Source organism: Pseudomonas cannabina, from assembly GCF_900100365.1.
GTDB classification, from domain to species: Bacteria; Pseudomonadota; Gammaproteobacteria; order Pseudomonadales; family Pseudomonadaceae; genus Aquipseudomonas; species Aquipseudomonas cannabina.
In genome coordinates this window covers 4596562-4609400 of sequence record NZ_FNKU01000001.1, presented here as the reverse complement: position 1 = coordinate 4609400, position 12839 = coordinate 4596562, and the positions used below count along the sequence as shown (strand labels likewise).

Annotated in this window: 11 protein-coding genes; 5 read left to right on the top strand and 6 right to left on the bottom strand. The window is 62.3% G+C overall.

Annotated features, from left to right (window positions below; translation table 11 throughout):
• Positions 1-103: 103 nt before the first annotated feature.
• The 5 genes from BLT55_RS21880 to def form a co-directional block, all read right to left on the bottom strand.
• On the bottom strand, positions 104-2467 hold the full coding sequence (locus tag BLT55_RS21880) for an FdhF/YdeP family oxidoreductase (protein WP_074800887.1): 2364 nt from the start codon (positions 2465-2467) through the stop codon (positions 104-106).
• Between the two features lie 140 nt (positions 2468-2607).
• Positions 2608-3981, bottom strand: a complete 1374-nt coding sequence (trkA, locus tag BLT55_RS21875; RefSeq protein ID WP_007248388.1) for a Trk system potassium transporter TrkA — start codon at positions 3979-3981, stop codon at positions 2608-2610.
• A 4-nt stretch (positions 3982-3985) separates the two neighbouring features.
• Positions 3986-5311 (bottom strand): 16S rRNA (cytosine(967)-C(5))-methyltransferase RsmB, encoded by a 1326-nt coding sequence (rsmB, locus tag BLT55_RS21870; protein ID WP_055000203.1) that lies wholly within the window; start codon positions 5309-5311, stop codon positions 3986-3988.
• The gene (gene fmt / locus BLT55_RS21865; protein WP_055000202.1) at positions 5308-6252 is read right to left on the bottom strand and encodes a methionyl-tRNA formyltransferase; all 945 of its coding nucleotides are present in this window, start codon (positions 6250-6252) and stop codon (positions 5308-5310) included. The genes rsmB and fmt overlap by 4 nt, the downstream gene beginning before the upstream one ends.
• Before the next feature lie 61 nt (positions 6253-6313).
• Complete coding sequence (gene def / locus BLT55_RS21860) at positions 6314-6820, bottom strand: peptide deformylase (protein WP_003401459.1); 507 nt, start codon at positions 6818-6820, stop codon at positions 6314-6316.
• Positions 6821-6945: 125 nt separating this feature from the next.
• Between def and BLT55_RS21855 the strand changes: the two genes are divergently transcribed.
• From BLT55_RS21855 to tsaC, 3 genes are all read left to right on the top strand, one after another.
• On the top strand, positions 6946-7971 hold the full coding sequence (locus tag BLT55_RS21855) for a LysM peptidoglycan-binding domain-containing protein (protein WP_055000201.1): 1026 nt from the start codon (positions 6946-6948) through the stop codon (positions 7969-7971).
• A 122-nt stretch (positions 7972-8093) separates the two neighbouring features.
• Positions 8094-9209 carry a DNA-processing protein DprA gene (gene dprA, locus BLT55_RS21850; protein ID WP_055000200.1) on the top strand — a complete coding sequence of 372 codons (1116 nt, stop codon included), beginning with the start codon at positions 8094-8096 and terminating at the stop codon, positions 9207-9209.
• A gap of 38 nt (positions 9210-9247) precedes the next feature.
• Complete coding sequence (gene tsaC, locus BLT55_RS21845) at positions 9248-9805, top strand: L-threonylcarbamoyladenylate synthase type 1 TsaC (RefSeq protein WP_007248383.1); 558 nt, start codon at positions 9248-9250, stop codon at positions 9803-9805.
• 7 nt (positions 9806-9812) lie between these two features.
• Here tsaC and BLT55_RS21840 read toward each other — a convergent pair whose 3' ends face one another.
• The gene (locus tag BLT55_RS21840) at positions 9813-10790 is read right to left on the bottom strand and encodes an NADPH:quinone reductase (RefSeq protein ID WP_055000199.1); all 978 of its coding nucleotides are present in this window, start codon (positions 10788-10790) and stop codon (positions 9813-9815) included.
• Between the two features lie 168 nt (positions 10791-10958).
• On the opposite strand from BLT55_RS21840, the gene hemF reads away from it, so the two are divergent.
• Together hemF and aroE are read left to right on the top strand one after the other, a co-directional pair.
• On the top strand, positions 10959-11873 hold the full coding sequence (gene hemF, locus BLT55_RS21835) for an oxygen-dependent coproporphyrinogen oxidase (RefSeq protein ID WP_055000198.1): 915 nt from the start codon (positions 10959-10961) through the stop codon (positions 11871-11873).
• Positions 11873-12697 carry a shikimate dehydrogenase gene (gene aroE, locus BLT55_RS21830; RefSeq protein ID WP_055000197.1) on the top strand — a complete coding sequence of 275 codons (825 nt, stop codon included), beginning with the start codon at positions 11873-11875 and terminating at the stop codon, positions 12695-12697. Before hemF ends, aroE begins: the two co-directional genes overlap by 1 nt.
• Positions 12698-12839 lie beyond the last annotated feature (142 nt).

Below are 12839 nucleotides of genomic sequence, written 5' to 3'. Positions count from 1 at the left end.
GGGCTTCTGCCCGAAGGGCGTGGGAGCGAACTTGTTCGCGAAGGCGATGCCAGGGACGGTACATCTCCTATGGATGTACCCACCCTTGCTGTAACGCTGAGCGCTAACTTGCCGCCGCTATCAACCCACGCCGCTCCAATGCCACTTGCATGCCCTCCGAGCTCATCCGCACCAGGCTCACCGGGATGGACTTCGCCGCCGGTGTGTTGCTGCGGCTGTCGCGGTTGGCCAGGGGCAGCAGGCCGTTGGTTTCCGGGTAGTACGCGGCGCAGCAGCCTTGCGGCACATCGAAGGGGATGACTTTGAAGCCCGGTGCGCGCCGCGGCGTGCTCAGGTCCAGCGCCGTCTGAAACTCGATGTAATCCCCGGCCTTCAGCCCCAGCCGCTCGATGTCCTGCGGGTTGAGCATCACCACCATGCGGTCACCGTAGATATCCCGGTAGCGGTCATCGTTGGAGTACACCGTGGTGTTGAACTGGTCATGACTGCGGATCGTCATCAACTGCAGATGCTCGGCGCCCGGCGGCGTGTCGTCTTCGTCGTAGATGCCTTCAGGGAAGAGAAAGTTGGCCTTCCCGGACTCAGTGTTCCACTGACGCTCGCTGGCGCCGTTGGGCAAGCGGAAACCGCCGGGCTCGAGGATGCGCTGATTGAAGTCGTAAAACTGCTCGGGCATTACTTCTTCGATCTTGTCGCGAATTCGGCCGTAGTGGTTCACGTAGCTGTCCCAGTCCACCTTGGGGTTGGGCGCAAGCGTCGCCTTGGCGATACCGGCGATGATGGCCACTTCGGAAATCAGGTGTTTCGACGCAGGCTCCAGCATGCCGGTCGACCCGTGCACCATCGACATCGAGTCTTCGACCGTGATGGTTTGCGCCACGCCGTTCTGTATGTCCAGTTCCGAACGTGCGACGCATGGCAGCAAAAAGGCTTTCTGACCATGCACCGTCGCGCTGCGGTTGAGCTTGGTGTTGACCAGTACGGTCATTCTCAAGCGGCTGACGGTCGGGCAGATCACGTCGATGTCCGGAATGGCGCGAAAGAAATTGCCGCCCATGGAAATGAACGCCTCTACCTCGCCGCGCAACAGCGCTTCGCAGGCTTCGGCCACGTCATGCCCGCCTTTTCTCGACGCCTCGAAACCGAACACCTTGCTCATGCTGGCCAGAAACGGCTCGCCTGCTATTTCGTAGATGCCCATGGTCCGGTCGCCCTGCACATTGGAGTGGCCACGAATCGGGCAGGCGCCCGCACCGAGCTTGCCGATGTTGCCGCGCAACAGCAGCAGGTTGATGATTTGCTGCATCGCGTCGCCGCCACGTTTGTGCTGAGTGACGCCCATGCCCCAGCAGCGAATGACCCGCTCCGAACGCATGTAGACCGCCGCGATGTCTTCCATGGCCTGACGCGTCAGGCCCGAATGCCGCTCGATGGTGTCCCACGGCAGCTGTCGGCAGTAGTCTGCGTAGCGCTCCAGGCCGTGGGTGTGTTCTGCAATGAAATCCACGTCCAGCACGCGCGGCAGGCCTTCCCGCTGCGCCACGTCATCCGCTTCGATGACCGCTTTGCAGACGCCCTGCAGCGCAATCATGTCGCCGCCGATTCTCACCTGATGATACTGAGAGCTGATCTTCACGCCGCTGCGACTGAGCATGTCACGCGGGTCCTGCGGCGAGGCAAAGCGCACCAGCGCTTTTTCGCGCAGCGGGTTGAACGAGATGATGCTGGCGCCCCGACGTGCGGCGGCGTGCAGCTCGGACATCATGCGCGGGCTGTTGGTCCCGGGGTTCTGGCCGATGATGAAAATCGCGTCGGCGTTTTCGAAATCCTCCAGCGTCGTGGTGCCCTTGCCGACCCCGATCGACTCGGGCAGCGCCACGCTGGTGGTCTCGTGGCACATGTTCGAGCAGTCAGGGAAATTGGCCATGCCGTACATCCGGCCAAACAGCTGATACAGGAACGCTGCTTCGTTCGAGGTGCGCCCGGAGGTGTACAGCTCCAGCTTCCATGGGTCGCTCAAATGGCGCAGCTCCTCACCGATCTCGGCAAAAGCCTCATCCCAGGTGACGGGCAGGTATTTGTCGCTGGCCGCGTCATAGCGCATCGGTTCGGTGATGCGGCCCTGGTCTTCCAGGTCGTGATCGCTCCACGTCGCCAGCTCGCTGACGGTGTGTTGGGCGAAGAACTCGGGCGTGACGCGTTTTTTGGTCGACTCCCAGGCCAGCGCCTTGGCACCGTTTTCACAGTATTCGAAGGTGTGCGGCTTCTTCGGGTCTGGCCAGGCACAGCTGGGGCAGTCGAAGCCGTCGGGCTTGTTCATGGACAGCAGGGTGCGGTTGCCCTTGAGCAGCACGTGCTGATGCAGCAAATGCTTGTTGACTGCGTTCAGTGCGGGCCAGCCGCCAGCGGCCGAGCCGTCGGTCTGTGAGCCTTGAAGTGGGGCCCGGGAATTTTCGGATTCGGACATTGCGTGTGTTCTCCCTGATAAAGCCCGTGAAGGCATGGTGCGTGTGTCTGTGATACACGCACCCAGAGAGAATTCGGCTTGATCGACGAGCGTTGCCGACCGGCCCGGTCGGCAAGTGGTTCAGTCAGTCTGGCCGCTGTTCAGAAAAAGCTCAGCCCTACCTGGAACAGCCGCTCGACTTCGCGGATACACTTTTTATCCACAAGAAACATGATCACGTGGTCGCCGGACTCGATCACCGTGATGTCATGGGCAATCAGCACTTGCTCGTCGCGGATGATTGCGCCAATCGCCGTGCCGGTTGGCAGGTTGATGTCCTTGATGGCGCGGCCGACCACCTTGCTGGACCTCGAATCGCCGTGCGCGACGATTTCGATGGCTTCCGCCGCGCCACGGCGCAGCGAGTGCACGCTGACGATATCGCCGCGCCGCACATGGGCCAGCAGCGTGCCGATGGTGGCCAGTTGCGGGCTGACCGCAACGTCGATCTCGCCGCCCTGCACCAGATCGACGTAGGCCGGGTTATTGATCAGCGTCATCACCTTGCGAGCGCCCAGCCGTTTGGCCAGCAGCGAAGACATGATATTGGCCTCGTCGTCGTTGGTCAGGGCCAGGAACAGGTCGGTGTTGCCGATGTTCTCTTCCAGCAGCAGGTCGCGGTCCGAGGAGCTGCCTTGCAGCACCACCGTGCTGTCGAGGTTCTCCGACAGATAGCGGCAGCGCGCCGGGTTCATTTCGATGATCTTGACCTGATAACGGCTTTCAATGGCCTCGGCCAAGCGCTCACCGATGTTGCCGCCGCCTGCGATGACGATGCGCTTGTAGTTTTCGTCAAGCCGCCGCAATTCACCCATCACTGCACGAATATCAGCCTTGGCCGCGATGAAAAACACTTCGTCGTCGGCTTCGATGACCGTGTCACCCCGTGGCAGGATCGCCCGGTCGCGCCGGTAGATCGCTGCAATGCGCGTGTCGACATTGGGCATGTGCGCGCGCAACTGACGCAATTGCTGACCCACCAGCGCCCCGCCGTAATAGGCTTTGACTGCGACCAGTTGCGCCTTGCCTTCCGCGAAGTCGATCACCTGCAACGCGCCGGGGTATTCGATCAGCCGCTTGATGTAATTGGTCACCACTTGTTCCGGGCTGATCAATACGTCGACCGGAATTGCGGTCTTGTCGAACAGGCCAGCGCGCGTCAGATAGGCCGACTCGCGAATCCGCGCGATCTTGGTGGGCGTATGGAACAGCGTGTAGGCCACCTGACAGGCAATCATGTTGGCTTCATCGCTGCTGGTGACGGCGACCAGCATGTCGGCATCATCGGCACCCGCCTGGCGCAGCACCGCCGGATACGAGCCTTTGCCCTGCACGGTGCGGATGTCCAGACGGTCGCCCAGATTGCGCAAGCGGTCGCCATCGGTGTCGACCACCGTGATGTCGTTGGCTTCGCCCGCCAGATGCTCGGCCAGCGTACCGCCGACCTGACCTGCACCGAGAATGATGATTTTCACCTGCTTACTCCCGCGCCGCTGCGATCTTGATCAGTTTGGCGTAGTAAAAACCATCGTGACCACCCTGTTGGGCCAGCAACTGGCGGCCATGCGCCTGCTTGATGCCGGCCGCTGGCTGCCCGGCCTGCCCGGCGATATCCAGCTCTCTGGCCCCCGACGTCCGGGCCAGAAACGCTTCGATAACGTCGGTGTTTTCGGTCGGCAGCGTCGAGCAGGTCGCATATACCAGCATGCCGCCCACTTGCAGCGTAGGCCATAGCGCGTCGAGCAGTTCGCCCTGCAAGGTTGCGAGTGCGGCGATGTCGTCCAGTTGGCGGGTCAGCTTGATGTCCGGATTACGACGAATCACGCCGGTGGCCGAGCACGGCGCGTCGAGCAGGATGCGCTGGAACGGCGTGCCGTCCCACCAGCTTGCCGTGTCGCGGGCGTCGGCGGCGATCAGCTCTGCGTCGAGGCCCAGCCGGTCGAGGTTTTCACGCACGCGCACCAGGCGCTTGGCTTCCAGGTCCACGGCCACCACGGCGCTCAGTTGGGGCTGCACTTCCAGCAGATGGCAGGTCTTGCCACCCGGCGCGCAGCAGGCGTCGAGCACACGTTGGCCTGGGGCCAGTTCCAGCAGGTCGGCGGCCAGTTGCGCGGCTTCGTCCTGAACGCTGATCCAGCCTTCGGCAAAGCCGGGCAGCGAGCGCACGTCACACGGTTCGGCCAGCACGATGCCGTCCTGACTGAACGTGCAGGCACTGGCTTCAAGCCCGGCAGTACTCAGCAGCTCAAGGTACTGATCGCGGCTGTGGTGACGGCGATTGACCCGCAAAATCATCGGCGGGTGCGCGTTGTTGGCTGCGCAGATGGCTTCCCATTGTTCCGGCCATGCCGCTTTCAGGGCTTTTTGCAGCCAGCGCGGGTGGGCGGTGCGCACCACCGGGTCGTGTTCCAGCTCTATCAGCAGCGCCTCGCCATCGCGTTGTGCATTACGCAGCACGGCGTTGAGCAAGCCTTTGGCCCATGGCTTTTTCAGCTTGTCGGCGCAGCCAACGGTTTCACCAATGGCCGCATGCGCAGGGATGCGGCTGTAAAACAGCTGATAAAGGCCCACCAGCAGCAGCGCCTCGACATCGGCATCGGCAGCCTTGAACGGCTTTTGTAACAGTTTGGCGGCCAGCGCCGACAGACGCGGCTGCCAGCGTGCTGTGCCAAATGCCAGATCCTGGGTCAGACCGCGATCACGCAGCTCGACCTTGTCCAGCTGCGTGGGCAGCGAGCTGTTCAGCGACGCCTTGCCACTGAGCACTGCAGCCAGTGCCTTGGCGGCGGCCAGACGCGGATTCATTGGCCGAGCACCGTGCCGATGGCGAATTTCTCGCGGCGGCTGTTGAACAGGTCAGAGAAATTCAACGGTTTGCCGCCCGGCAGTTGCACACGGGTCAGGCGCAAGGCGTTCTGGCCGCAGGCGACGATCAGGCCGTCCTTGCTGGCGCTGAGAATGGTCCCCGGCATGCCCTGCCCTTCGGCAAGATCGGCCGCCAGCACTTTCAGGGTTTCGTCGTTCAGCGTGCTGTGGCAGATCGGCCATGGGTTGAAGGCGCGGACCAGACGCTCCAGTTCATCGGCCGGACGGCTCCAGTCGATGCGCGCTTCATCCTTGTTCAGTTTGTGAGCGTAGTTGGCCAGGCTGTCGTCCTGAACCTCACCGACCAGCGAACCATCCGCCAGCCCGGCAATAGCCTGCAACACCGCCGGCGGACCGATTTCGGCCAGGCGATCATGCAGCGTGCCGCCGGTGTCTTGCGCGGTAATCGGCGTCACGGCTTTGAGCAGCATCGGCCCGGTGTCCAGGCCTGCCTCCATGCGCATCACGGTCACGCCACTTTCGGCATCACCGGCCTGCACCGCACGCTGAATCGGTGCCGCCCCGCGCCAGCGTGGCAGCAGCGACGCGTGGCTGTTGATGCAGCCCAGGCGCGGAATATCCAGCACCACTTGCGGCAGGATCAGACCGTAAGCGACCACGACCATCAAATCCGGCGCGAGCGCGGCCAGTTCAGCCTGTGCCGCCGGGTCACGCAGCGTTGGCGGCTGCATCACCGGGATGTCATGTTGTAACGCCAGCTGCTTGACCGGGCTGGGCATCAGCTTTTGTCCACGACCGGCCGGGCGATCAGGCTGGGTGTACACGGCCACAATCTGGTGAGGGCTGTCGAGCAGGGCCTTGAGGTGTTCGGCGGCAAATTCCGGGGTGCCGGCGAAGACGATGCGCAGTGGCTCAGTCATGGGCTTCTCATTCTGAAAAAACAAAAAGGCCTTGTGCAGGCCTTTTGGGGGGGGCAACGGATCAAGCGTTGAGCTTGTGCTGTTTTTCGAGCTTTTTCTTGATCCGGTCACGCTTGAGGTTGGACAGGTAATCGACGAACAGCTTGCCGTTCAGGTGATCGCATTCGTGCTGGATGCAGATGGCGAGCAGGCCTTCGGCAACCAGTTCGTAAGGCTTGCCGTCGCGGTCCAGCGCCTTGACGCGGACTTTTTGCGGGCGGTCGACGTTCTCGTAGAAACCCGGCACCGAGAGGCAGCCTTCCTGATACTGATCCATTTCATCGGTCAGCTTTTCGATTTCAGGATTGATGAAGACCATCGGTTCGCTGCGGTCTTCACTGAGGTCCATGACCACCACGCGCTTGTGGACGTTGACCTGTGTCGCGGCCAGGCCGATGCCCGGCGCTTCGTACATGGTTTCAAACATGTCGTCGACCAACTGGCGAATGCCGTCGTCTACCATCGCTACAGGTTTGGCGATGGTACGCAGGCGCGAATCGGGAAATTCGAGGATGTTTAGAATGGCCATATACGTAAGAGCTGCACTGTTAAGGTAAAGTCAAGGTCGGGTGCCGGGCTCGGGAGTTCAAGGCAGGCAGCCCAGGACAGGACTCTAGGGTTCGCGTGAGGCAACATGATAAAGGGATTCACCGCATGAGGAAATCACTACTCGCCCTGCTGTTCCTGACCGCCAGCGGTCTTGCCCAGGCGCAAGTGCAACTCAGGGAAGGCTACCCGCAGAGCTACACCGTGGTCGCCGGAGACACGCTCTGGGATATTTCCGGCAAGTTTTTGCGTGAACCGTGGAAATGGCGCGAGATCTGGCGGGCCAATCCGCAGGTCCGTGATCCCGACCTGATCTACCCCGGCGACACGCTTGCGCTGACCTGGGTCGACGGCCAGCCACGGGTGACGCTCAACCGTGGCGAGTCGCGTGGCACCATTAAATTGTCACCGCGTGTGCGCAGCACGCCGATGGTCGAGGCGATTCCGAGCATTCCGCTGGGCGCGCTCAACGCGTTCCTGATCAGCAACCGCATCGTCGACAGTGCCGAACAGTTCGACAGAGCGCCGTACATCGTCGCCGGCAACGCTGAGCGCGTGCTCAGCGGCGCGGGTGATCGCGCCTATTCGCGCGGCCGGCTGGACCCGGCGCACTCCGTCTACGGCATCTTTCGTCAGGGCAAGGTCTACGTCGATCCGCAAACCAACGAAGTGCTGGGGATCAACGCCGACGATGTCGGCAGTGCTGAGGTGATTGCCGCCGAGGGCGATGTTTCGACCCTGACGTTGCAGCGCACCACCCAGGAGGTACGCCCCGGCGATCGCCTGTTCGCCAGCGAAGAGCGGGCGATCAACTCGACCTTCCTGCCGAGCGCGCCGCAGGGCCCGGTCGACGGTTTGATTCTGGATGTGCCGCGTGGCGTCACCCAGGTGGGCGTGATGGACGTGGTGACCTTGAACAGAGGCAAGCGCGACGGTCTGACCGAAGGCAATGTGCTGGCGATCTACAAGACCAGCGAAACGGTGCGCGACCGGGTCACGGGTGAATACGTGAAAATCCCCGACGAACGGGCCGGCCTGCTGATGGTTTTCCGCACCTACGACAAGCTTAGTTACGCCTTGGTCCTGCAAGCTAACCGATCTTTGGCCATCATGGACAAGGTTCGCAACCCGTAGCCCGTGTTTCAGTTCTGATACGGAATTGTGTTACCAGCCAGTCAGTTATCAAATTGTTGTCAACAGAGTTATCCACAGGTTTGTGCATCGCTTGAGATGCACGATGGATCAGGGACGATCTCATGCCACTGTTCGAAAAAGCTCTCTCTTCACCCGCAGAGCTGGAAGCGCGTTTGCGCGTACATCGCTTGCCTGAGGTCGGACCGAAACGCTTCTCCAAGCTCATCGATGCGTTCGGTTCGGCTTCCTCGGCACTGAGCGCGCCGGCCAGTGCATGGCGTGCGCTGGGTATTCCGAGTGCATGCGCGGACGCGCGACGGGATGCCTCGGTACGCGATGGTGCAAGCGCAGCCCTGGCCTGGCTAGAGCGTCCGGGCCAGCATTTGCTGATGTGGGACGACCCTTGCTACCCCGCGCTGCTGGCCGAGATCGCCGATCCGCCGCCGCTGATTTTCATTGCCGGCAACCCCTCGATACTCGAACGTCCGCAGTTGGGCATGGTCGGTAGTCGTCGTGCCTCCAGACCCGGACTGGACACCGCCAGGGCGTTTGCGCGCAGCCTAGCGGGAGCCGGTTTTGTGGTCACCAGCGGTCTGGCTCGCGGCATTGACGGCGCCGCGCATCAGGGCGCACTGGATGTCGGCGGGCTGACAATCGGCGTGTTGGGCACCGGGCTCGAAAAACTTTATCCACAGCAGCATCGTGCCCTCGCAGCACAGATGGCGGAACAGGGCGGCGCGGTGATTTCCGAGTTCCCGCTGGACGCCGGACCTCAGCCCAGCAACTTCCCGCGTCGTAACCGGATCATCAGCGGCTTGTCGCTTGGCGTACTCGTGGTCGAGGCCAGCGTCGCCAGCGGCTCGTTGATCACCGCCCGACTGGCGGCCGAACATGGCCGTGAGGTTTACGCGATACCGGGCTCGATTCATCATCCGGGCGCGAAAGGTTGTCACCAGTTGATCCGTGACGGCGCGACGCTGGTCGAGACCGTCGAGCACATCCTTGAAGGCTTGCAGCACTGGAGGAGCATAGCGCCCGGCCCTGCCCCGCAACCTGCAAGGCCCGCGCCCTGCGATCATCCGTTGCTGGCGCTGTTGCATGCCGCGCCGCATACCAGTGAGGGGCTTTCGGTTTCCAGCGGCTGGCCGTTGCCCAAGGTCCTGGCAGGCCTGACCGAGCTGGAACTGGATGGAAGAATAAGCTGTGAAGCAGGACGATGGTTCGCCAGAGCGCCCTGAGGTTAAACTGCTGCCAGGATTTAGCGGAGAGACAAACAATGGTCAGCAGTTGGCGTGTGCAACAAGCCGCTCAGGATATTCGAGCCGGTGCGGTGATTGCCTACCCGACCGAAGCAGTCTGGGGGCTGGGGTGTGATCCATGGGATGAAGAAGCGGTCTATCGCCTGTTGGCGATCAAATCGCGGCCGGTGGAAAAAGGCCTGATCCTGATTGCCGACAACATTCGCCAGTTCGACTTCCTGTTCGAAGATTTCCCCGAATTGTGGCTCGACCGCATGGCCAGCACCTGGCCGGGGCCGAACACCTGGCTGGTGCCGCATCAGAACCTGTTGCCCGAGTGGATCACCGGAATTCATGAAACCGTGGCGCTGCGCGTCACCGATCACCCGACCGTGCGCGAGCTGTGCGCGCTGGTCGGCCCACTGATCTCGACCTCGGCCAACCCGGCGGGTCGTCCGGCGGCCCGTTCGCGCTTGCGTGTCGAGCAATACTTCCGGGGTCAGATCGACGGCGTGCTCGGCGGCAGCCTGGGCGGCCGCCGAAACCCCAGCGTAATCCGCGACATCGCGACCGGTCAGGTCGTGCGCGCAGGCTGACGCTGACTTACGGGATCAGAATGGTCGAGCCCGTGGTGCGCCGGGTTGACAGCTCGGTTTGCGCCTCGGCGGCATCCTTGAGGGCGTATTGCTGAATGTTGTCGACCTTGAGTTTGCCGCTGGCGAGCATGTTGAACAGCTCGTCGGCCATGGTCTGCAGATTCTGCGCGTTGTTGGCGTAGCTGCCCAGCGTCGGGCGCGTGACATACACCGAACCCTTCTGCGCCAGAATGCCCAGATTCACACCGGAAACCGGCCCCGAGGCATTGCCGAAGCTCACCACCAGCCCACGCGGCGCCACGCTGTCGAGCGACGTCAGCCAGGTGTCCTGCCCTACGCCGTCATAGACCACCGGGCATTTTTTGCCGTCGGTCAGCTCCAGCACACGTTTAGCGACATCTTCGTGGCTGTAATCGATGGTTTCCCAGGCACCGAGCGCCTTGGCATGTGCCGCCTTCTCCGGCGAACTGACCGTGCCGATCAGCTTCGCGCCCAGTGCCTTGGCCCATTGGCACGCCAACGAGCCGACACCGCCCGCAGCAGCATGAAACAAAATGATCTCGCCTGGCTTCACCTGATAAGTCTGGCGCAGCAGGTATTGCACGGTCAGGCCCTTGAGCATCAGCGCAGCGGCCTGCTCGAAGCTGACCGAGTCGGCCAGCTTGACCAGATTCGCCTCGGGCAGCACATGCACGTCGCTGTACGCCCCCAGCGGCCCGGTGCCGTAAGCGACCCGGTCGCCGACCTTGAAGCGCGTCACCTCAACGCCCACCGCCTCGACCACCCCGGCCCCTTCCGCGCCCAGACCGGACGGCAATGACGAGGCCGGATACAGCCCGCTGCGGTAATAGGTATCGATGAAATTCAGGCCAATCGCCTTGTTGCGCACAGCCACCGCCTGCGGCCCCGGCGCCTCTGGCTCGAAATCGACATATTCAAGCACCTCGGGTCCTCCGACCGTGCTGAACTGGATACGCTTTGCCATGTGTTCTCTCCTTGATGGTTGAAGGGCTGCGAAAAACCCTATCGGACTCCTTCGCCCGACCTGCGTCAACTGCCAGTCCTGCCTGCCGATGGTATGCTACGCGCCAATTTGCCTGCGCCCCTTCTGCTCCGGGGGCCAGCCGTTTGAAGTCAGCCGTAAGGGATCGCCATGAGTACCCGCACCGAGGCCGTAAAAGCCTACCTGCTCGACCTGCAAGACCGCATCTGCATCGCGCTTGAGCAGGAAGATGGCAACGCACACTTCATCGAAGATGCCTGGACACGTCCGGCGGGCGGCGGCGGTCGCACACGGGTGATCGAGAACGGCGCGGTCATTGAGAAAGGCGGCGTCAACTTCTCCCACGTGTTCGGCAGCAACCTGCCGCCATCGGCCAGCGCACATCGGCCTGAGCTGGCCGGGCGGGGGTTCGAGGCGTTGGGTGTTTCGCTGGTAATCCATCCGCACAACCCGCATGTGCCGACGTCTCACGCCAACGTGCGCTTCTTCATCGCTGAAAAAGAAGGCGAAGAGCCGGTCTGGTGGTTCGGCGGTGGTTTCGACCTGACGCCCTACTACGGCGTAGAAGAAGACTGCGTGCACTGGCACCGGGTCGCCGAGCGCGCCTGTGCGCCGTTTGGCGATGACGTCTATCCGCGCTACAAAGCGTGGTGCGACACCTACTTCCACCTCAAGCATCGCGACGAGCCGCGCGGCATCGGCGGCCTGTTTTTCGACGACGTGAACCAGTGGGATTTCGACACCAGCTTCGCGTTTATCCGCGCCATCGGTGATGCATTCATCAATGCCTACCTGCCGATTGTGCGTCGTCGCAAGGCTGCGGCGTACACCGTGCAGCAACGCGAGTTTCAGGAGTTCCGGCGTGGGCGTTACGTCGAGTTCAACCTGGTCTATGACCGTGGCACGCTGTTTGGTCTGCAGTCCGGTGGCCGAACCGAATCGATCCTGATGTCGCTGCCGCCGCAAGTGCGTTGGGGTTATGACTGGAAAGCCGCACCGGGCAGCGAAGAAGCGCATTTGACTGATTACTTTTTGACCGATCGCGATTGGCTGGCGGACAACTGATGGATCGCTACGTTGTCTTGGGTAACCCTATCGGTCACAGCAAGTCGCCGCTGATTCATCGCCTGTTTGCCGAGCAGACCGGGCAGCCACTGGATTACCAGGCTGCGCTGGCCCCGCTCGACGACTTCACTGCGTTTGCCCAGGCATTTTTCCAGACCGGGCGTGGTGCCAACGTGACCGTGCCGTTCAAGGAAGAAGCGTTTCGTCTGGCTGACAGCCTGACCGAGCGCGGCCAGCGCGCTGGCGCGGTCAACACCTTGAGCAAACTCGACGACGGCTCGTTGCTGGGCGACAACACCGACGGTGCGGGACTGGTACGCGACCTGACGGTCAATTGCTCAATAAGCTTGCGGGGCCAGCGGATTCTGGTACTGGGCGCGGGCGGTGCAGTGCGTGGCGCGCTTGAACCGTTACTTGCGCAAGAGCCTGCAGCGCTGGTGATCGCCAATCGCACGGTCGAGAAAGCCGAACGTCTGGCGCAGGAATTTGCCGACCTTGGTCCGGTGTTTGCCAGCAGTTTCGACTGGCTTGAAGAGTCGGTGGATGTGATCATCAATGCCACGTCCGCCAGCTTGGCCGGAGAACTGCCGCCTGTTTCCCCAAGCCTGATCCAGCCCGGCGTAACGTTCTGCTACGACATGATGTACGGCAAAGAGCCCACCGCCTTTTGCCGCTGGGCCACGGCGCACGGCGCGGCGCAATCGGTTGACGGTTTGGGGATGCTGGTCGAGCAGGCGGCAGAGGCCTTCCTGCTCTGGCGCGGCGTGCGCCCGGATTCAGCGCCAGTGCTGGCGAAGTTGCGCAGGCTGCTGGCGGCGGGTTGAATCACTGGCACGCTAACTGAACGACTATTTTTCCAACCCTCTGCGTTATCCACGAGTCTTGCTAAGCCTGCAGATTTGGCCTCTGCCCACGCCCTTCGGGCAGAAGCCAAATCTACGGGCTTATCAGGACTTGCGTATAACG